Source organism: Pantoea sp. RSPAM1 (assembly GCF_038816185.1).
Lineage (GTDB): Bacteria > Pseudomonadota > Gammaproteobacteria > Enterobacterales > Enterobacteriaceae > Pantoea > Pantoea ananatis.
Map to the genome: position 1 here is coordinate 909,620 of NZ_CP046137.1, position 20,623 is coordinate 930,242.

The window sequence follows — 20,623 nt, forward strand, 5'->3', positions numbered from 1 at the left end:
GAAAACAATGAACAAACATGTTGCCATGCTGGCGCTGCTGGCCAGCGCTTTTTCCGGTTTGACCCACGCTGATGACAGCGCCATTCAGCTTTCCCTGAAGAAACTGGGTTTGCACCAGGCTGAGATCCAGCCTGCACCGCTGCCGGGTTTTAAAACCGTGCTCACCGAAAGCGGCGTGCTCTACGTTACCGATGATGGTAAACACATGATCCAGGGACCGCTTTACGATGTCAGCGGTGCTCAGCCGGTCAACGTGACGAACGCGCTACTGGATAAAAAAGTTGAGGCGCTGGTTCCGGAAATGATCGTGTACAAAGCGCCTAAAGAGCAGCATGTGGTGACAGTGTTTACGGATATCACCTGTGGTTACTGCCACAAACTGCACGAACAAATGGCTGACTACAACGCGCTGGGCATCACCGTTCGCTATCTGGCTTTCCCACGTGAAGGCATGAACGGTAAAGTTGCCAGCGCCATGAAGGCCGTGTGGTGCAGCGCCGATCGCAATAAAGCCTTTGATGAGGCGATGAAAGGCGATGTGCCGAAGATGGATGCGCCAGCCTCCTGCACGATTGATATCGGCAATCAGTACCAGCTTGGCGTACTGTTCGGTATCCAGGGCACGCCGGCAATTCTGACCGATAGTGGCATGATGATCCCCGGCTATCAAAGTCCACAGGAGCTTAAGCAGGTACTGGATAATCAAAAGCGTGGTGGTTAAGGCGTGGTAAAGCACGAAGTCGAGTTACGTCGCCGTGAAGCGGTAGCCGATTTGCCGGGGCTACCGGCAGATTTACCGCCGCTCCTGCGTCGGCTTTATCTGCAACGTGGCGTCACCCACGCCGCCGAGCTCGAAAGGGGCGCGAAAAACCTGCTCCCTTTCAGTGCACTGAGCGGCATAGACAAGGCCGTTAACCTGCTTCATCAGGCGCTGCTGGATGGCCGCTGCATTATGGTCGTCGGGGATTTTGATGCCGACGGTGCCACCAGTACCGCTCTGACGGTGCTGGCGCTGCGCAACATGGGATGCAGCAACGTGCAGTACCTGGTGCCCAATCGTTTCGAAGATGGCTACGGCCTGAGTCCGGAAGTGGTTGAGCAGGCCCGCGCGCGCGGTGCAGAGATGATTCTGACCGTCGATAACGGCATTTCGTCCCATGCGGGTGTGGCGCTTGCGCATCAGCACGGCGTTGCGGTGTTGGTAACCGACCACCACTTACCGGGCGAAACGCTGCCTGACGCCGATGCTATCGTTAATCCCAACCTACCTGACTGTCATTTCCCCTCTCGTTCGCTGGCGGGCGTGGGCGTCGCTTTCTATCTGATGATGGCCCTGCGCGCCCACTTACGCACTCAGGGCTGGTTTGGCGTCACCCGGTCGGAACCCAATCTGGCCGACCTGCTCGATCTGGTGGCGTTGGGCACGGTGGCTGATGTGGTGCCGCTGGATGCCAACAACCGCATTTTAGTGTGGCAGGGCCTGAGTCGTATTCGGGCCGGAAAGTGCCGTCCGGGCATCAAGGCTTTGCTGGAAATCGCCAACCGCGATGCCCGACAGTTGGCCGCCAGCGACCTGGGGTTTGCCCTGGGCCCTCGGCTTAACGCTGCCGGTCGTCTGGACGATATGTCTGTCGGCGTGGCGCTGTTACTGACAGACGATCTCAGCCAGTCACGCATGTTAGCCAGTGAACTGGATGCGCTTAACCAGATGCGCAAAGAGATTGAGCAGGGGATGCAGAGTGAGGCACTGGCGTTATGCCAAAAGCTGGAGAGCGAGCAAACCGATTTGCCGCTGGGGCTGGCCTTTTATCATCCTGAGTGGCATCAGGGCGTGGTCGGGATTCTGGCTTCCCGCCTGAAAGAGCGTTTTCATCGCCCGGTTATCGCCTTCGCACCGGCCGGGGATGGCATGCTGAAGGGATCGGGACGATCGATTGCCGGTCTGCACCTGCGCGATGCGCTGGAGCGTCTTGATACGTTGCATCCTGGCCTGATGCAGAAGTTTGGTGGTCACGCGATGGCCGCCGGACTGTCGCTGGAAGAGGCCCGCTACGACGAGTTTCGTCAGCGTTTTGCGGACCTGGTGGGCGAATGGCTGGCCGGCGAAGCGTTGCAGGGCGTCATCTGGTCGGACGGTGCCCTGCAGCCCGCTGAATTTTCTCTTCAGACGGCGGAAGTGCTGCGTGATGCCGGCCCATGGGGCCAGTCTTTTCCTGAGCCCGCGTTCGACGGCCGGTTCAGGCTACTGCAGCAGCGCCTCGTTGGTGAACGTCACCTGAAGGTCATGGTTGAACCTCTGGAAGGCGGACCGCTGATCGACGGTATCGCGTTCAACGTGGATACCACGTTGTGGCCTGACAGCAGCGTGCGCCAGGTCGAACTGGCCTATCGGCTTGATATCAATGAGTATCGCGGCAATCGCTCCGTCCAGCTGATCATTGAACATCTCTGGCCGCTCAGTTAGCCAGCGGTGACGGCGGAGCCTCACATTCCCGCCGTTGCCCGTTTAACCTTGTCACGTCCGCGTCGGCAGAGCCAGTCCAGCTGGCTCAACGAAAGATTAACCTCTGCGCATTTTCTCAACGCTACAAACCGCCGTCGGTTTCGGGTAAACTCGCAGGTTAAATTTCTTATTCCATCGAACGTAAAAAAGACGCTAAACACATGTTTGAAATTAACCCGGTCAAATACCGTATTCAGGATCTCAGCGAACGCAGCGACGTTCTTCGGGGGTATCTTTGACTACGATGCTAAGAAAGAACGCCTTGAGGAAGTAAACGCCGAGCTGGAACAGCCCGACGTCTGGAACGAGCCTGAACGCGCTCAGGCACTGGGCAAAGAACGCTCCTCCCTGGAAGCCATCGTGGATACGTTCGATCAGATGAGCCAGGGGCTGGAAGATGTGCAGGGGCTGCTTGATCTGGCGGTAGAAGCCGATGACGAAGAAACCTTCAACGAAGCGGTCGCCGAGCTGGACGCGCTGGAAGGCAAACTGGGCGAGCTAGAGTTTCGCCGCATGTTCTCTGGCGAGTACGACAGCGCCGACTGTTACATTGATCTGCAGGCCGGTTCTGGTGGAACAGAAGCGCAGGACTGGGCCAGCATGCTGATGCGCATGTATCTGCGTTGGGCCGAAGCCAAAGGCTTCAAAACCGAGATCATTGAAGAGTCAGAAGGCGAAGTGGCGGGCATTAAATCTGTCACCATTCGCGTATCGGGCGATTATGCGTTTGGCTGGTTACGCACTGAAACAGGCGTTCATCGTCTGGTACGTAAGAGTCCGTTTGACTCCGGTGGTCGCCGCCATACGTCGTTCAGCTCCGCCTTTATCTATCCGGAAGTGGATGATGATATTGATATCGACATCAACCCGGCAGACCTGCGTATTGACGTTTACCGTGCCTCCGGCGCGGGCGGTCAGCACGTTAACCGTACGGAATCGGCGGTGCGTATTACCCACGTTCCAACCGGTACGGTCACCCAGTGTCAAAACGACCGCTCTCAGCACAAAAACAAAGATCAGGCGATGAAGCAGATGAAGGCGAAGCTGTACGAGCTTGAGATGCAGAAAAAAAATGCCGAGAAGCAGGCGCTGGAAGACAATAAGTCTGACATTGGCTGGGGCAGCCAGATCCGTTCTTATGTTCTGGACGACTCACGTATTAAAGATCTGCGTACCGGCGTGGAAACGCGCAACACGCAGGCGGTTCTGGATGGCGATCTGGACCGTTTCATTGAAGCAAGTTTAAAAGCAGGGCTATAAGGAACCGACATGTCTGAACAACAACCGCAGAGCGCTGACGTCGCACTTGAGTTAAATAACGAACTGAAAACGCGTCGCGAGAAACTAGGCGTGCTGCGTGAAAACGGCGTGGCGTTTCCTAACGATTTTCGTCGTGATACCACCTCCGATCGGCTGCATGCCCGCTATGACGACAAGAGCAACGAAGAGCTGGAAGATTTAGGGATCGAGGTCAGCGTGGCGGGCCGCATGATGACGCGCCGTATCATGGGCAAGGCGTCTTTCATTACCCTGCAGGACGTGGGCGGCCGCATTCAGCTGTACGTGGCACGTGACGACCTGGCTGAAGGTATCTACAACGAGCAATTTAAAAAATGGGACCTGGGCGATATCCTCGGCGCACGCGGTAAGCTGTTCAAAACCAAAACCGGCGAATTGTCGATTCACTGCTCAGAGCTGCGCTTGTTAACGAAAGCCCTGCGCCCGCTACCAGACAAATTTCACGGTCTGGCCGATCAGGAAACGCGCTATCGTCAGCGCTATCTTGATCTGATCGCCAATGATGAATCACGCAACACCTTCAAAATCCGTTCACAGATCATGGCCGGCATTCGTCAGTTCATGGTTGGACGCGACTTTATGGAAGTGGAAACGCCAATGATGCAGGTGATCCCGGGCGGCGCTTCAGCGCGTCCGTTTATCACGCATCACAACGCGCTGGATATCGATATGTATCTGCGTATTGCGCCGGAGCTGTATCTGAAACGTCTGGTGGTGGGCGGTTTCGATCGCGTGTTCGAGATCAACCGTAACTTCCGCAACGAGGGGATTTCGCCTCGTCACAACCCAGAGTTCACCATGATGGAACTCTACATGGCTTATGCGGACTACAAAGACCTGATTGAACTGACCGAAAGCCTGTTCCGTACGCTGGCGCAGGATATCCTGGGCAGCACGGTTGTGCCTTACGGTGAGCAGGAATTCGATTTTGGTAAGCCGTTTGAAAAACTCACTATGCGTGAGGCGATCAAGAAGTACCGTCCGGAAACCGATCTGGCCGATCTTGATGATTTCGACAAAGCGGTGGCGATTGCTCAGACCATTGGCATCAAAGTCGAGAAAAGCTGGGGCTTAGGGCGCGTCGTGACCGAAATTTTTGAAGAAACTGCTGAAGCACATCTGATTCAGCCAACCTTCATTACTGAGTATCCGGCTGAAGTGTCGCCGCTGGCCCGTCGCAACGACGAGAATCCTGAGATCACCGATCGCTTTGAGTTCTTTATTGGCGGACGTGAAATCGGCAACGGTTTCTCTGAGCTTAACGATGCGCAGGATCAGGCTGAGCGTTTCCTGCAGCAGGTGAATGCGAAAGATGCGGGCGATGATGAAGCGATGTTCTACGACGAGGATTATGTCACCGCCCTGGAACATGGTTTACCGCCAACGGCAGGCTTAGGCATTGGTATTGATCGTATGGTTATGCTGTTTACCAACAGCCACACCATCCGCGACGTCATTCTGTTCCCGGCATTGCGTCCCGGCACAAAGTAACGCGCTGATGCAGGTAAAGGCCGGATGATTCCGGCCTTTTTTATTTCTGCTCCGCAACCCGCCAGGGCATGTCCGCTTGAATCATCCCGTCCCCTCTGCCAGGCTGAACATCTCAACCTGGAGCCACCATTATGAAGCCACGTCCTGATTGTATTCTTCACTGGCAAGCGCTGGAAGGCGATGATAACGCACAGTATTCTGACAGCAATGAACGGATGTCCATTGGTACACCACTGGCGAAACTGTCGGGATTAACCCGGCTGGGCATTCATCATGAAAGGTTGCCGCCCGGACGCCGCATGTCTTATCCCCATGCGGAAAGTGCGGAAGAGGAGTTTATCTACGTGCTGGAAGGTTATCCACATGCGTGGATCAATGGCGAGTTGTATCCGCTGTCACCGGGCGAGGCCGTGGCGTTTCCGGCCGGTACCGGCATTTGTCACACCTTTATCAATAACAGCGACGCCGACGCGCGCTTTCTGGTGATCGGTGAGGTCAGCAAAGCGGAGAACCGCATTACCTATCCGCTAAATCGCGACTACGAAGCCACGCGCGAAGACAAGTGGCTTAACCCACCGCAACAGCAGATGGGCACACACCCCGGACTGCCGGACAAGAAGTCTTAAGATTTCACAGCATTATCCAGCCAGGTCTGAAAGCGTGAGTAGGGCACATAAAGTGCCACATCTTTATACAGCGTTTTTCCGCTCTGGTTGTCGTTGATGCGCTGGCTGTAACCCACAATCACGCCTGCCAGCGTGTCGTCAGATGCATTATAAACCGCGCCCCCAGACATGCCCTTAACCACGCCCGCATTGGCGGCCACGACAACGCAGTTCGCTTTGTTCCAGTCATTTGCCAGCGTGGTGTTCACCAGGTTTGTCCCGGTAGAGCTCACGGGCATTGCAGAGATGAAGCTGTAGCCGTAAAGATTCACTTTGTCGCCAATATGACTGTTACGGAAGGGCGGTGGCAGGTTGGCTTCGCTGTTCTTGTGGTACACGACCGCAAGATCGCACTCAGGATGCCAGGCTTTCACGCGGTAAAGCGAATATTTTGCGACGTGGGCGGCCGTGAGGCTGTAGTCAGGGGTAAGGGGAATAGTTGTGCCCAGCGTGCCCAGCCCCAGCACGGTGGGAATGCCTGTTACGGTCATATCCACGCGCTTCTCTGCTTCTCTGCTGTATTCATAGTGGCCGACTGAGCAGCCTGTAAGACCGATTACCATTAAAACGATAAGCCGTTGCATTTTCTCTCTCCGCGTCAGTTGGACTGCATTTCATCTGGCGATTCATAAGAGCTATATCGGCAACGCTAATACTTTATTGATAACTAAAATCGGTATTAGCAAAAAAACGGCTACTTCGCTGGCAACCTTTATCATCGTCCGGTGCGTTACGCGGCGGCATCCTCGCTAACTGTATGTTTAATAAGCCTGGTTGATGTGTGTGTCGATTATTGCCATACACGCAATAGATTGTTGTTGTTATGTGAGTATCAGATGACAGGTAGCTATGCTGTAATACGTAGTGTGATATAGATCATGAATTATAGCTCGTTTATAAGGATGCATGCGTCATCCGTCTCGTTGTAATTATCATTTTTGGGAGAGTGTTATGCCTGTTGCATTGCTGGCACTGGCGCTGAGTGCGTTCGCTATCGGAACCACTGAGTTTGTGATCATGGGCCTGTTGCCGGAGGTCGCAAACGATTTGCGCGTGTCCATTCCGTCCGCAGGTTGGTTAATTAGCGGCTATGCATTAGGCGTAGCAATCGGTGCACCGATCATGGCGCTGTTAACGGCGAAGTTGCCCCGTAAAAAAACGCTGATTCTGTTGATGGTCATTTTTATCATCGGCAATCTGCTGTGTGCTCTGGCCTACAGCTATAACTTGCTGATGCTGGCACGGGTGATTACCGCCCTCTGTCACGGGGCTTTCTTTGGGATTGGATCGGTGGTCGCGGCCAGTCTGGTTTCCGCCGATCGTCAGGCTTCTGCCGTGGCGTTGATGTTTACCGGCCTGACGCTGGCCAATGTATTAGGTGTGCCGTTGGGAACCTGGTTTGGTCAGCTGTTTGGCTGGCGTGCGACATTCTGGGGCGTTTCGGCTATCGGCGTACTGGCCTTTATTGCCTTAATCACCAGCCTGCCGGGTAATAAGAATGAGAAGCCGGTCGATCTGGCGAGCGAAATCAGCGCGCTGGCCAATGGCAAACTGTGGCTGTCATTACTGATGACGGTCTGTTTTGCTGCCGCCATGTTTGCCCTGTTTAGCTACATAGCACCGCTGCTGCTGCAGATTACCGGCATCAGCGATCGTGGCGTGAGCTGGACGTTGTTCCTGATTGGCGCGGGCCTGACCGTAGGCAATATTTTGGGGGGCAAAATGGCCGACCGCAAAGTCTCCCTGAGCCTGACAGGCAGTTTTTCGCTGATTACGCTGTTCTCACTGCTGTTTAGCTGGACCAGCCACGCGCTCTGGCTGGCGGAGATCACCTTGTTCCTGTGGGCAATGGCAACCTTTGCCACGGTCCCCGGCCTGCAGATCAATGTGGTGCGTCACGGTAAAGAGGCACCTAATCTGGTTTCCACCCTGAATATTTCTGCCTTTAACGTCGGCAATGCGCTTGGCGCGTGGGTGGGCGGCGCGGTGATTGCGCGCGGCTATGGACTGACCGCGGTTCCTGTTGCCGCCGCCGCGCTGGCGGCGGTTGGACTGTTGGTTTGCTTGATCACCTTCCGCAAATCGGGCGGTGCTGCGGCCCGGGTGCATGCCTAAGCGAGTCTGTCCGCAATCTGCTCGGGAAAACGGGCCACCTGTTGCTGCAGGTGGTTCACGAACGCCTCTACCAGCGCGGAAGCTGGCCGATGCTGCGGCCTGACGAGGCTCACGGTAAAAGGCACAGCGACGCTAAAAGGGCGCATCACCACACCGCTGTCGGCGTAATCCAGCGCCGTCAGCGGATTCACCACTGAGATCCCCACGCCGGCCTGCACCATCGCGCACACGGACGCCGCGCTGTGGGTTTCCATCACCATCCTGCGTGTCACACCTTGCTCATGAAACAGTGCGTCGAGCAACTGGCGGTAGCTGTCCGTGCGCGACAGGCTGACATAGTTCTCACCGGCGAAGTCCTGCGGCGTCAGCAATGCGCGCTGCGCCAGGCGATGGTGCTGCGGTAACACGCACACTTCATCGCAGGTCAGCAGCGCCTGGCGATCGGTCCCGGCGGGGGCGTGCTGCGTTTCGGTAATGCCCAAATCGTAACGCTGAGCCGACAACCACTCTTCCAGTAACGGAGATTCCTGCGGAATAATGTTCAGACTGACATCAGGGTAGCGCTGCAAAAAGGTCTGGCAGACGGGCGGCAGCAGTGACTGGGAAAAAACCGGCAGGCAGGCGACAGAGAGCTCACCCTGGCGAAACTGGCGTAATCCCTCTGCGGCATCAATGATGCGGTCCAGCCCATACCATGAGCGCTGCACCTCTTCGAACAGCCGCAAGCCCTGTACGGTAGGCTGTAAGCGGCCGCGCACGCGCTCAAACAGCGTCAGACTCAGCTGCCGTTCCAGTCGCGCCAGCTCGCGGCTGACGGTAGGCTGGGACGTCTGCAGCAGGGTCGCAGCCTGCGTGAGGTTTCCGCTGGTCATAACAGCATGAAAAATCTCGATATGCCGCCAGTTGATTTTTGCCATGCATCATTCCATATCATTTTTGCATAGATGCTATTAAAACAGATATTTTTCGGCATGGCACGATTCTGGCTTAATGGTTTTATTGCCACAGGAGAAACCCATGCCTCGTCCACTTAGTACCACCGAAACCGCCCTGAATGTCGATAATTTACTGCCGCTGGCACGTCAGTACAGCGGCCCGTTCTGGGCTTATGATGCGCAGGTTATCCAACAGCGTATTGCTCAACTCCACGCATTTGATGTGGTGCGCTTTGCGCAAAAAGCCTGTTCTAACACTCACATTCTGCGACTGATGCATTCTGCGGGCGTTAAGGTTGATTCGGTTTCCCTGGGCGAAATTGAACGTGCGCTGGTGGCCGGCTTTCAGCCCAACAGTGACGAAATCGTATTCACTGCCGATGTCCTGGATAACCCCACGCTTGCCAGGATTGCAGAGCTTAAGGTGCCGGTTAACGCCGGATCCGTCGATATGTTGCATCAACTGGGTGCCGTTTCGCCAGGACATGCCGTCTGGCTGCGCGTTAACCCGGGCTTTGGCCACGGGCACAGCCAAAAAACCAATACCGGTGGCGAAAACAGTAAGCACGGTATCTGGCCCAGCGATTTGCCCGCTGCTCAGGCGGCTATCGAACAATATGGACTGCGCCTGATCGGCATTCATATGCATATCGGTTCAGGCGTGGACTATGCGCACCTGCAGCAGGTCTGCGATGCCATGGTGAATTTGGTCGTGGAATTTGGCCAGGATCTTGAGGCTATCTCTGCCGGGGGCGGTTTATCCATTCCCTATCACTACGGGGAAGAGGCGATCGATACCGATCACTATTTCAGCCTGTGGGACGCGGCACGCCAGCGCGTGGCGGACCATCTGGGTCATGCCGTGAAGCTGGAAATCGAACCCGGCCGTTTCCTGGTCGCGGAGTCAGGCGTGCTGGTCTCTCAGGTTCGGGCAGTAAAAGAGATGGGCAGCCGTCACTTTGTGCTGGTGGATGCAGGCTTCAGTGATCTGATGCGCCCCTCCATGTACGGCAGCTACCATCATATCTCGGTGATGGCGGGCGATAACCGGGCGATCGATGAACAGACAACGATTGACAGCGTGGTTGCAGGCCCTTTGTGCGAGTCGGGCGATGTTTTCACCCAGCTTGAAGGTGGCAAGGTGGAAACCCGGGCTATTCCGGCCGCGAAAGTCGGGGATTATCTGGTGTTTCACGACACCGGCGCTTACGGCGCATCGATGTCCTCAAACTACAACAGCCGCCCACTGATTCCTGAGATCCTGTTTGAAAACGGCGAGCCGAGAGAAATCCGCCGCGCGCAGCGCATTGAAGATCTGCTGGCGCTGGAACGAGGCTAACGCGCCTGTTGAAAGACGACGAGTAATAGGCCAGCCGTGCCACCGCACGGCTGGCCGTGCCCGTCAGGGGGCTGGATAGGTGTAACGGCGATGGATTGCTTCGAGTTCTTCCAGAACCTCACTGCTGAGCGTCACGTTAGCGCTGTCGATATTGATCTTTAACTGATCCAGCGTGGTTGCGCCCAGCAGGGTGCTGGACACAAAAGGTTGCTGACGAACAAACGCCAGTGCCATTTGTGAAGGATCAAGCTGATGTTTTTGGGCCAGCGCCACATATTCCGCCACCGCCAGTTGAGACTGCTCACCGCTGTAGCGGGTAAAGCGGCTAAACAAAGTATTACGTGCACCTGCGGGCTGCGCGCCATTCAGGTATTTACCGCTCAACGTACCAAACGCCAGGCATGAATAGGCCAGCAGCTCCACGCCTTCATGCTGACTGATTTCCGCCAGGCCCACTTCGAAGCTGCGATTTAGCAGGCTGTAGGGGTTTTGAATAGAGACGATACGCGGCAGTTCATGCTTTTCTGCCAGCTGCAGATAACGCATGACGCCCCACGGCGTTTCATTCGACACGCCGATATAGCGGATCTTACCTGCCCGTACCTGCTCAGCCAGAGCCTCCAGCGTTTCTAACAGCGTGACAGGAACGCTGTTCTCACTGTACTGATAGCCCAGCTTGCCAAAAAAGTTGGTTTGACGCTGCGGCCAGTGAAGCTGATACAGATCGATGTAGTCGGTGTTTAAACGTTTCAGGCTGGCATCCAGCGCCTCGCGGATATTTTTGCGATCCAGCGCCATATTAGGACGAATCGACGCATCGTTGCCGCGCGTTGGGCCGGCAACTTTACTGGCAAGAACGATTTTGTCCCGGCTACCGGTCTTTTTTAACCAGCTGCCAATATATTTTTCGGTCAGCCCCTGCGTTTCGGGACGCGGGGGAACAGGATACATCTCGGCAGTATCAATCAGGTTGATGCCCGAACTGAGGGCTAAATCCAGTTGAGCGTGGGCGTCGGCTTCGCTGTTTTGCTCACCAAACGTCATGGTGCCCAATCCAAGCTGGCTCACTTCCAGCGAGCTATGGGGGATACGGTGATAGTGCATTGCCGGCTTCCTTTTCTGTAGGGATAAGTAATATGACTTCAGGGACTATAGCGCGAGGCGTAGCGGCTAAGAAAGGGGGATAACAGAGAGAAATTGCCTGCCGACGCGGGGGAAGGGCGACAGGCCGATACTTTTCGCATCTAGCGTTCAATAATGGTAGAAACTTCGTCACTGTTGATCTGCACCGTATGGCCTGACTGATCGGTGTATTGCACCAGCCCCGTATCTTTATCAATGCTCGGCTTGCCTTCGGTCATAATCATCCGGCCATCTTTTGTTGCCATAACATAATTGGAACTGCATCCACCCAATGTCACCGCAGCAACGGCCAATAATACAATTTTACTCAGCCCTTTCATTATGCTTATCCTCACGAATCGTCCACTGCAAAAAGTGTAGTAATAAATCCTTTTACCGATTGGGTTAATCGTATCAATCTGAAAATAACCGGGCGGCGCGGAGCCGCCCTTGACAACATTAGTGCGTTTTTTTCTTACTGCGCATCAGGTTAAGGCACTCAACGGCCATCGAGAAGAACATGGCAAAATAAATGTAACCTTTTGGTACATGCACCGCGAAACTCTCCAGGATCAGGGTAAAACCCACCAAAATCAGGAACGAGAGAGCCAGCATTTTGACCGACGGATGACGATCAACGAACTCGCCAATACTGCGGGCAGCGACCATCATCATTAATACCGCAATCACCACCGCCGCCATCATAATAAACAGATGGTCGGAGAGGCCCACGGCCGTAATAACGGAGTCGAGACTAAAAATGATGTCGAGCAACATGATTTGAACAATGGCGCCCATGAACGAGTGAACGTTGGATTTGTGCTCGGCTTCTTCGCCTTCAATCGTTTCATGAATCTCCATGCTGGACTTCCAGAGCAGGAATAATCCACCAAACAGCAGGATGAGATCGCGTGCTGAAAAAGCATGATCCATGAGGGTAAACAATGGGTTGGTCAGTCTTGCGACCCAGGCAATAGAGGCCAGTAAACCCAGACGCATCAGCATTGCGCCCATTAAACCGATACGGCGTGCGCGGGCTTGCTGATGTTTGGGGAGTTTTGCCACCACTAACGACAGAAAGATAATGTTATCAATGCCCAGAACCACTTCCAGAATGGTCAGGGTGCCCAGCGCCAGCCAGGCGTTGGGATCGGTAATCCACTCGAACATACCTGCACTCATATCCTAAACGAAAATTAAACAAAGATTATACGCACCAAATTTGTCTAACTCACATTTAAATAACGCCAGGGACGCGAGAATAAGGCTGTCAGACCAGAAAATGGCGTGCCAGAAGCGGGCCTGTAAAACTTTTCTTGAGATAAAAACCGCGTGGCAGCGTCATGATGGGCTGCCCGCGATCGCCGATCCCTTCCGTTAAGGCTTTGCTGTTTGCTGCCTTGGGGCGAATCTGCAGCCAGGCACCGTGACGGGCGGTGATGCGTTCTACCTGACCCAGTACGATCATATCCATCAACTCCTCCCAGTCCTGGCGCAGCATCTCGTCTTCCTGCGCGTCGGGGCTCCACAGCAGCGGCGCGCCAACCCGACGTTCGCCTAACGGAATGTCACGTTCGCCCTCTACCGGCATCCACAGGACGCGCGCCAGCTTATGGCGGACATGGCTGTTTTGCCAGGTGACGCCGCTGTTTCCGGTGAGAGGCGCAACGCAAACAAATGTTGTTTCCAGCGGTTTACCATAGCGATCGACAGGGATCGTTTTTAGTTCAATTCCCAGATGTGCGAAATCCTGTTCTGCTTTACTGCCCGCACTGGCACCCAGATGCCATTCCAGCAGCATCCCGACCCAGCCTTTATCCCGTTTCAGGTTGGCCGGTATCGGAATGCCTGCCTGACCGGCCAGGGTTTGCAGCGTTAAACCTGCCAGTGACTGGGCGCGCGATAACAGTGTTGACTCGTCTTCAGGTGGCCCGGGAAGGAATGTCATGTGAATAACTCATAATGATTAATAATTAAGCAGCCTGCGGCAGCCTCAGGTTTTCCACAGGAAAGAACGCGGTATAACTCACATAATAACATGAAACATAGTACTTTTTTTTACAGCGAAATTGGCAGGCTCCAACGAATGTCGCAGGTTATCCCAACTTGCTCTCAATAATGAACAGGATCTTAAGCCCAGTTATCCACAGAAAAATGGGATAACCCCGTTTCAGGTTGCCTACTGGTTCCATTTACAGCCTTGACTTTACTGTTTTTCAACAAAAATTAAGCCGTTTGATGCAAGCTTGAGCCGATCGCTGTGGATAAAAAGCATTGTGATGGATCTTTAGCCAATTGTCAGCGCGAAGGAATTATCCGCCTCCTTTCCGCCAGGGTAAAAGGCAGCAGAGCAAAAAAAAATTTTTATATTTCAATAGGAAGTCGTGGTCTGGTGTTTGGCACCTTCAGATTCATCCTGGTACGTTATTCAGTTAACTCCCGTGTTCTGCACAAAGCTATCCACAGAAAACGTGAATAAGATCTCTCTTTTTACGGCCTTTTGTTTATAACTTCGCATGAGTCTGTGAGTTATCCCGACTTTACGCCTCAAAGCGCCCGCAAATCCAGTGGTTTACCGCCTGTAAGGAGTGTGAAACAATCAGACCATTCAAATTTAGCTTTTGAGGTAGTCCAGTGATCGATGATGATGGCTACCGCCCGAATGTTGGTATCGTAATTTGTAACAGGCAGGGGCAAGTGTTATGGGCCAGGCGCTTTGGACAGCACTCCTGGCAATTTCCTCAGGGAGGCATCAATCCCGGTGAAACCGCGGAACAGGCGATGTATCGCGAACTGTTCGAAGAAGTCGGACTACACCGCAAAGATGTTCGAATACTTGCATCTACCCGTAACTGGTTGCGCTACAAGTTGCCAAAACGTTTGGTGCGTTGGGACACAAAACCGGTTTGTATTGGTCAGAAACAAAAGTGGTTTCTTCTGCAGTTGATGTGTAATGACGCAGACATTAATGTGCAGCACAGCAGCACGCCGGAATTCGACGGCTGGCGGTGGGTAAGCTTTTGGTATCCGGTCCGTCAGGTTGTCTCTTTTAAGCGCGATGTTTATCGTCGGGTGATGAAAGAGTTCGCTGGCGTAGTGATGTCCATGCAGGAGAGTGCGGTGCAGCGAAATCATCCTGCCCATCGACGTAAAAGAGGATAGGCCACGCCCTTTATGCTCACTCAGTTGCGAGAAATTGTTGAAAAGGTGGCGAGTGCGCCACGTCTGAATGAAGCACTCGACATTCTGGTTAATGAGATCTGCCTGGCGATGGAAACGGAAGTCTGTTCCGTCTACCTCGCCGATCACGAACGCCGGTGTTATTACCTGATGGCGACACGCGGTCTGAAAAAACCGCGTGGGCTAACGGTCAAGCTGGCGTTTGATGAAGGTATTGTCGGTCTGGTGGGGCGACTCGCTGAGCCGATTAACCTTGCCGATGCGCAGAGCCATCCCAGCTTTAAGTACATTCCTTCAGTAAAGGAAGAGCGCTATCGCTCTTTCCTTGGCGTGCCTATTATCAGCCGCCGCCAGCTTATGGGCGTGCTGGTGGTTCAGCAGCGTGAACATCGACAGTTTGACGAAAGTGAAGAGTCGTTTCTCGTTACCCTGGCCACGCAGCTGGCTGCCTTACTGTCGCAATCGCAACTGAGTCAGTTGTTTGGTCAATATCGTCTGGCACGCATTCGGGCTATTGCTGCCGCCCCAGGCGTTGCCGTCGCGCCGGGCTGGGTAGACGAAACCCAGCCCTTACTCGATCAGGTTTCTGCCGCCTCAACGCTGGATCCGCAGCGTGAACGCGAGCGTTTGTCGCTGGCCATGGCCGAAGCCGCCAGTGAATTCCGCCGCTTCAGTAAACGCTTTACCGCCAGCGCGCAAAAAGAGAGTGCGGCGATCTTCGATCTCTACTCGCACCTCTTAACGGACGCACGCCTGAAAAAGGATCTTTTCGCAGAGATCGAGCGGGGATCCGTTGCCGAGTGGGCGGTCAAAACCGTCATTGAAAAGTTTGCCGCCCAGTTTGCCAGCCTGACGGACAGCTATCTGAAAGAGCGCGCCGGCGATCTGCGGGTGTTGGGTCAACGTTTGCTGTTCCATCTCGATGATTCTCTGGTGGGCGTGAACGCCTGGCCTGAGCGTTTCGTGCTGGTGGCTGACGAACTCACCGCCACAACGCTGGCGGAAATTCCGCACGAGCGTCTGGCAGGGATTGTGGTACGCGACGGCGCGGCGAACTCCCATGCGGCCATTTTGACCCGGGCGATGGGCATTCCGACCGTCATGGGTGCGGACATTCAACCCAGTCAGTTAAATAAACGTTTGCTGATTGTCGATGGCTATCGCGGTGAACTGCTGATCGATCCTGAACCGGTTCTGGTGCAGGAGTACCAGCGGCTAATCAGTGAAGAAAATGCCCTCAGCAAAATGGCTGAAGGCGGCGTGGACAGGCCGGGCGAGCTGCGTAGCGGTCAACGTATACAGGTTATGCTGAACGCGGGGCTGAGCCCGGAGCATGAGCAAACGCTGGGCAGCTGGGTTGACGGTATTGGCCTTTACCGCACTGAAATTCCCTTTATGCTGCAAAGCGGTTTTCCATCGGAAGAAGAGCAGGTTGCTCAGTATCAGGGCATGCTGCAGCTGTTCCACGAAAAGCCGGTTACGCTGCGCACGCTGGATATCGGGGCAGATAAGCAGCTGCCTTACATGCCGATCAGTGAAGAGAATCCTTGCCTGGGCTGGCGGGGCATTCGTCTCACGCTCGACCAACCCGAGATTTTTATGGTGCAGGTGCGCGCGATGCTGCGTGCTAACGCCGCGTCAGGCAATTTGAGTATTTTGTTGCCGATGATCAGCCATATCGATGAGATAGACGAAGCCAGGCGGCTCATTCAGCGTGCCGGGACAGAAGTGGAAGAGATGCTCGGCTATACCATTCCGGCGCCGCGCATCGGGATTATGATTGAAGTGCCTTCTATGCTGTTTATGATCCCGCACCTCGCGTCGCGCGTCGATTTTGTGTCTGTCGGGACCAATGACCTGACGCAGTATTTACTGGCGGTGGATCGTAACAATACCCGCGTGGCGAACCTGTATGATTCGCTGCATCCGGCTATGCTGCGTGCGCTACAGGCAATTTCCATTGAAGCCCATTTGGCGAATCTGGAATTATGCTTATGTGGTGAAATGGCGGGCGATCCGATGTGTGTGGCGCTATTGATAGGGATGGGATATCACCATCTCAGCATGAACGGCAAGAATGTCTCACGCGTTAAATATCTGCTGCGTCATCTGGATTATGAAGAAGTCCAGAAACTCAGTATCCAGGCGCTCAAAGCCTGTTCAGCGTCAGATGTGCGTCAGCTGGTCTCGGCGTTTATGGAAGAGCGCGGCCTGGGCGGCCTGATTCGCGGCGGTCGTTAACCCAGGTTACATTTCTGCGGCTACTCAGAAAACTGGCTGTGCTATCATGCCCAGCCCTAATTTATGTACATCACGTCCCCTTTTCAGGGCTGAAAATAAACGGTGAATGATGAATAACGGCTATATCGCATTTCCGCAGTTCGATCCGGTAATCTTCTCGATCGGACCGCTTTCGCTTCACTGGTACGGATTGATGTATCTGGTGGGTTTTGTTTTCGCCATGTGGCTGGCGGTGCGTCGGGCCAACAAGCCAGGCAGCGGCTGGAAAAAAGAGGAAGTAGAGAACCTGCTTTACGCGGGCTTCCTGGGCGTTTTCCTGGGTGGGCGTATTGGTTATGTGCTGTTTTATAACCTGCCGCTGTTTCTCGATAATCCGCTTTACCTGTTCAAAGTCTGGGATGGCGGTATGTCATTCCACGGCGGGCTGATTGGCGTGATCCTGGTGATGCTGATATTTGCGCGTCGCACCAAACGTAATTTCTTCCAGGTCTCTGATTTTATTGCGCCGCTTATTCCCTTTGGCCTGGGCGCCGGTCGCCTGGGTAATTTTATCAATGGTGAACTCTGGGGCCGTGTCGATCCCAATTTCCGTTTCGCCATGCTCTTCCCCGGCTCGCGCAGCGAAGATATCGCGCTGGCGGCCAACAACCCACAATACCAGGCCTTACTGAACACCTATGGCGTGCTGCCGCGTCATCCTTCACAGCTGTACGAGCTGTTTCTTGAAGGCATCGTGCTGTTCATTATCCTGAACCTGTTTATTCGTAAACCTCGCCCGATGGGCAGCGTCTCTGGCCTGTTCCTGATTGGCTACGGTACATTCCGCATTATTGTTGAATTCTTCCGTCAGCCAGACGCCCAGCTTGGTTTGCTCACCGGTGGACTGAGCATGGGGCAACTCCTGTCGATCCCAATGATTATTGCCGGTGTGATTATGATGATTTGGGCGTACCGCCGTCGCCCGCAGCAACAACTTCACGAGGAAAAATGAAACAGTATCTGGACTTAATGCGCTACGTGCTGAACGAAGGCACACCAAAATCTGACCGTACCGGTACAGGCACGCTTTCAATTTTTGGTCACCAGATGCGTTTTAATCTGCAGGATGGTTTTCCGCTGGTCACCACAAAAAAGTGCCACCTGCGCTCCATCATTCATGAACTGCTGTGGTTTCTGCAGGGCGACACCAATATCGGTTACCTGAAAGAAAACAACGTCTCAATCTGGGATGAGTGGGCAGACGAGCAGGGTAATCTTGGGCCAGTCTACGGCAAGCAGTGGCGCAGTTGGGGCACGGCAAGCGGTCAGGAAATTGATCAAATCACCAAGGTGATTGAACAACTGAAACGCGATCCGGATTCCCGCCGCATTATCGTGTCAGCCTGGAACGTCGGCGAGCTGGATGAAATGGCGCTGGCACCCTGCCATGCGTTTTTCCAGTTCTATGTTGCGGACGGTAAACTCTCCTGTCAGCTTTATCAGCGCTCTTGCGATATTTTCCTGGGGCTGCCGTTTAATATCGCCAGCTATGCGTTGCTGGTACATATGGTGGCACAGCAGTGCGATCTGGACGTGGGCGATTTTGTCTGGACCGGGGGCGATACGCACCTTTACAGCAACCATCTGGAGCAGGCACGTCTGCAGCTGACACGTGAGCCGCGACCGCTGCCGACGCTTGTCATCAAGCGAAAACCTGCTTCGTTGTTCGATTATCGCTTCGACGATTTCGAGATTGAAGCTTACGATCCGCATCCGGCGATTAAAGCCCCGGTTGCCGTCTGACGTTTTCCTGATAATAAGCCCCGGTATAACGTTGCATGCTGGGGCTTTTTTTATCTTTCCGCCCGGCGCTTTGCGGCGATGATCTCAAACGATGCTTCAAACACGGCATGCAGTTGAAATAGTCTGCAGCGCCGCTTCCCGTTCCCGCTTTTACTCATTGCCATCCCGCCCGCCAGATCGCACGCTGTTGCCATGAAAAGACCAACATCAAAAGGGTTTACGCTGGCAGAGCTACTGTTTGTCATGGTGATTGTCGGCATTCTCAGCGCGTTTGCCACTCAGGGCTGGCAGCGCTGGCAGCAGCGTCAACAATTACGGGATAGCGCTCGCCAGCTGCAGTTTTTTTTGCTCAGCGTACGGGCTCAGGCCAACTGGCAAAACCGCGACTTTGTGCTGTGGGCGCGAACCATGCAGCCCTGGTGCTTAGGCGTTGGCGATGCGCCGGTGAACGGCTGTGATCCCACCAGACGCCTGCATTTTATTGCGCCGCACACGGGCGTGACCTTGCAGCCGCTGCGCGGTGAGCCTGGCTTTTACGGACGTCGTAACGTGGCCAGAGCGGGCAGCATTGAGCTGGTCAATCCAGCGGGACGAATCCGGCTGATTATCTCGTCACGGGCGCGGATTCGCCTGTGCTCCTCAGAGGAAGCCGGCTGCGAATGAAAGTGGCCGGATTTAGCCTGCTGGAAATGCTGATTGCGATGGCCATCAGTGCGGTACTGATGGTGGGCGCAGGGCGCTTTATGCCGCTGCTGTTGGGGGAGAACCTCCGTCTGCAACAGCGGGTGCAATTGCAAACGGAGCTGCAGCAGATGTTGTCTACACTGGAAAAAGCCGTGCGACGGGCAGGCTATTGCCCGGGAGAATGTGGCCGTGAAGGATTAACAATAACCGGGAGTTGTCTGCTTATCCGCTTTGATGAGAACAGCAACGGTCGCTGGGAAGATATCAGCCATGGTGAAAGCGACTATTACGGCTACCGGCTGCGGCAAAAGCAGCTGGAGATGCAACGCGGTGTGGATAACTGCAATGGCAGTGGCTGGGAGCGCTTGTCCGACCCCGCGTTTCTCTCTGTGGAAGCCTTTGAACTGCAGCGGACGGGCCAGCGGGTCAGGATAATGCTGCAGGGACGAACGGGTCAGCAGGAGGAAACAGTGGTGCGCTGGATAGAGGGCATGAATTTGTGAAGGCGCAGGGTAATAGCGCCTTGGGGATGGTGTTAATCATCATGCTGACAGGTGGCATAACGCTGCACGCCAGCCGTGACATGTTGACGCAGGGGATGCGCGGGGTTGCCGATGAGCAGCGTTTCATTCAGGAATTCTGGCAGGCGCAGTCGGCGCTGCAGTGGGGGCTGACCTTACAGTGGCCCGAGCAACCGCCGTTGGTCTGCCAACAGGAGAAGCAGTATGGCTGGCAGAGCTGCCTGCAAAGAACCGCAGATGACAAAGGATTACTTAAAGGTGAAGACCGCACTGGCGAGATGGCCCTGTGGCGCTGGGTACGGGGGCAGGGCAGCACCATTCACCCTTTGCCGCAGGGCTGGATTGACTACTGCCCGCTGGCCGCGTCAGAGCAATGTTTCTGACGTGCGTGGCTTCAGCCTGCCGGAAGCCCTGTTTGCCCTGCTCCTGATGGCTGTGAGCACCAGCGCTCTCCTTCAGTATCACCGGGTGTTGACGCTGGGTTTCAGTCAGCAGTGGCAGCAACGAGAAGCCTGGCGCGTTGCAGAGCAGCGACTGCTTGGCCATGAGGTGCCAGGCTGGCAGTCCCGTTTCGAGAAAACACAAGGTCCGGGAGGCTGTGTGCTGGAAAAAGCTGAGGTGAGCGGGCCGCATCAACGTCACGCCAGCCTGATGCGTTTAACCTGTTAAGCGGTTAAGGCACTATGCTTACCCGCCTTTTGGTAGGCTTGAAATGCGATACGCGGTAGAGTGAGTATCCTCAGAGG

Annotated in this window: 21 protein-coding genes; 15 read left to right on the top strand and 6 right to left on the bottom strand. The window is 54.7% G+C overall.

What is annotated here, in order from left to right:
• Positions 1-7 precede the first annotated feature (7 nt).
• The 5 genes from dsbC (at position 8) to GKC68_RS04945 (ending at position 5,919) form a co-directional block, all read left to right on the top strand.
• Positions 8-721, top strand: coding sequence for a bifunctional protein-disulfide isomerase/oxidoreductase DsbC (dsbC, locus tag GKC68_RS04925; protein WP_264252934.1), 714 nt, complete (start codon positions 8-10; stop codon positions 719-721).
• A gap of 3 nt (positions 722-724) precedes the next feature.
• Positions 725-2,464 carry a single-stranded-DNA-specific exonuclease RecJ gene (gene recJ / locus GKC68_RS04930; RefSeq protein WP_342656637.1) on the top strand — a complete coding sequence of 580 codons (1,740 nt, stop codon included), beginning with the start codon at positions 725-727 and terminating at the stop codon, positions 2,462-2,464.
• Between the two features lie 200 nt (positions 2,465-2,664).
• Positions 2,665-3,763, top strand: a protein-coding gene (prfB, locus tag GKC68_RS04935; RefSeq protein ID WP_110145214.1) for a peptide chain release factor 2 whose coding sequence is annotated in 2 segments (ribosomal slippage) — positions 2,665-2,739 and positions 2,741-3,763 — 1,098 coding nt in all. Because the reading frame shifts where the segments join, the coding sequence is not laid out codon by codon here.
• Positions 3,764-3,772: 9 nt separating this feature from the next.
• Positions 3,773-5,293, top strand: coding sequence for a lysine--tRNA ligase (gene lysS / locus GKC68_RS04940; protein WP_028723288.1), 1,521 nt, complete (start codon positions 3,773-3,775; stop codon positions 5,291-5,293).
• Positions 5,294-5,424: 131 nt separating this feature from the next.
• The gene (locus GKC68_RS04945) at positions 5,425-5,919 is read left to right on the top strand and encodes a cupin domain-containing protein (protein WP_058705503.1); all 495 of its coding nucleotides are present in this window, start codon (positions 5,425-5,427) and stop codon (positions 5,917-5,919) included.
• Here GKC68_RS04945 and GKC68_RS04950 read toward each other — a convergent pair.
• Positions 5,916-6,542: a hypothetical protein gene (locus tag GKC68_RS04950; RefSeq protein ID WP_028723286.1), complete on the bottom strand. Its 627-nt coding sequence runs from the start codon at positions 6,540-6,542 to the stop codon at positions 5,916-5,918. The genes GKC68_RS04945 and GKC68_RS04950 overlap by 4 nt on opposite strands.
• Positions 6,543-6,909: 367 nt before the next feature.
• Here GKC68_RS04950 and GKC68_RS04955 point away from each other — a divergent pair, with 367 nt between their 5' ends.
• A complete protein-coding gene (locus GKC68_RS04955) occupies positions 6,910-8,073 on the top strand; it encodes an MFS transporter (protein WP_342656638.1) in 1,164 nt (387 codons plus the stop codon).
• Here GKC68_RS04955 and GKC68_RS04960 read toward each other — a convergent pair.
• Positions 8,070-8,990: a LysR family transcriptional regulator gene (locus GKC68_RS04960; RefSeq protein WP_047715602.1), complete on the bottom strand. Its 921-nt coding sequence runs from the start codon at positions 8,988-8,990 to the stop codon at positions 8,070-8,072. The genes GKC68_RS04955 and GKC68_RS04960 overlap by 4 nt on opposite strands.
• Positions 8,991-9,090: 100 nt before the next feature.
• On the opposite strand from GKC68_RS04960, the gene lysA reads away from it, so the two are divergent.
• The gene (gene lysA, locus GKC68_RS04965; protein ID WP_342656639.1) at positions 9,091-10,347 is read left to right on the top strand and encodes a diaminopimelate decarboxylase; all 1,257 of its coding nucleotides are present in this window, start codon (positions 9,091-9,093) and stop codon (positions 10,345-10,347) included.
• 63 nt (positions 10,348-10,410) lie between these two features.
• Here lysA and GKC68_RS04970 read toward each other — a convergent pair whose 3' ends face one another.
• The 4 genes from GKC68_RS04970 to mutH form a co-directional block, all read right to left on the bottom strand.
• The gene (locus GKC68_RS04970) at positions 10,411-11,451 is read right to left on the bottom strand and encodes an NADP(H)-dependent aldo-keto reductase (RefSeq protein WP_028723282.1); all 1,041 of its coding nucleotides are present in this window, start codon (positions 11,449-11,451) and stop codon (positions 10,411-10,413) included.
• Between the two features lie 140 nt (positions 11,452-11,591).
• Positions 11,592-11,810 (bottom strand): YgdI/YgdR family lipoprotein, encoded by a 219-nt coding sequence (locus tag GKC68_RS04975; RefSeq protein WP_028723281.1) that lies wholly within the window; start codon positions 11,808-11,810, stop codon positions 11,592-11,594.
• A gap of 118 nt (positions 11,811-11,928) precedes the next feature.
• Positions 11,929-12,639 carry a TerC family protein gene (locus GKC68_RS04980; protein ID WP_028723280.1) on the bottom strand — a complete coding sequence of 237 codons (711 nt, stop codon included), beginning with the start codon at positions 12,637-12,639 and terminating at the stop codon, positions 11,929-11,931.
• Between the two features lie 100 nt (positions 12,640-12,739).
• Entirely contained in the window at positions 12,740-13,417 is a 678-nt protein-coding gene (mutH, locus tag GKC68_RS04985; RefSeq protein WP_028723279.1) for a DNA mismatch repair endonuclease MutH, read from the bottom strand.
• Positions 13,418-14,103: 686 nt separating this feature from the next.
• On the opposite strand from mutH, the gene rppH reads away from it, so the two are divergent.
• From rppH to GKC68_RS05025, 8 genes are all read left to right on the top strand, one after another.
• Positions 14,104-14,631, top strand: coding sequence for an RNA pyrophosphohydrolase (rppH, locus tag GKC68_RS04990; protein WP_013026988.1), 528 nt, complete (start codon positions 14,104-14,106; stop codon positions 14,629-14,631).
• A 12-nt stretch (positions 14,632-14,643) separates the two neighbouring features.
• On the top strand, positions 14,644-16,890 hold the full coding sequence (gene ptsP, locus GKC68_RS04995) for a phosphoenolpyruvate--protein phosphotransferase (protein WP_028723278.1): 2,247 nt from the start codon (positions 14,644-14,646) through the stop codon (positions 16,888-16,890).
• Between the two features lie 109 nt (positions 16,891-16,999).
• Positions 17,000-17,881 (top strand): prolipoprotein diacylglyceryl transferase, encoded by an 882-nt coding sequence (gene lgt, locus GKC68_RS05000; protein WP_024471441.1) that lies wholly within the window; start codon positions 17,000-17,002, stop codon positions 17,879-17,881.
• Complete coding sequence (thyA, locus tag GKC68_RS05005; RefSeq protein WP_342656640.1) at positions 17,878-18,672, top strand: thymidylate synthase; 795 nt, start codon at positions 17,878-17,880, stop codon at positions 18,670-18,672. Before lgt ends, thyA begins: the two co-directional genes overlap by 4 nt.
• 192 nt (positions 18,673-18,864) lie before the next feature.
• Entirely contained in the window at positions 18,865-19,335 is a 471-nt protein-coding gene (locus GKC68_RS05010) for a prepilin peptidase-dependent protein (RefSeq protein WP_028723277.1), read from the top strand.
• Positions 19,332-19,859, top strand: coding sequence for a prepilin peptidase-dependent protein (locus GKC68_RS05015; protein ID WP_206115930.1), 528 nt, complete (start codon positions 19,332-19,334; stop codon positions 19,857-19,859). Before GKC68_RS05010 ends, GKC68_RS05015 begins: the two co-directional genes overlap by 4 nt.
• Positions 19,856-20,260, top strand: coding sequence for a DUF2509 family protein (locus GKC68_RS05020; protein ID WP_342656641.1), 405 nt, complete (start codon positions 19,856-19,858; stop codon positions 20,258-20,260). Before GKC68_RS05015 ends, GKC68_RS05020 begins: the two co-directional genes overlap by 4 nt.
• Positions 20,220-20,546 (top strand): prepilin-type N-terminal cleavage/methylation domain-containing protein, encoded by a 327-nt coding sequence (locus tag GKC68_RS05025; RefSeq protein ID WP_228225563.1) that lies wholly within the window; start codon positions 20,220-20,222, stop codon positions 20,544-20,546. Before GKC68_RS05020 ends, GKC68_RS05025 begins: the two co-directional genes overlap by 41 nt.
• The last annotated feature ends 77 nt before the right edge of the window (positions 20,547-20,623 follow it).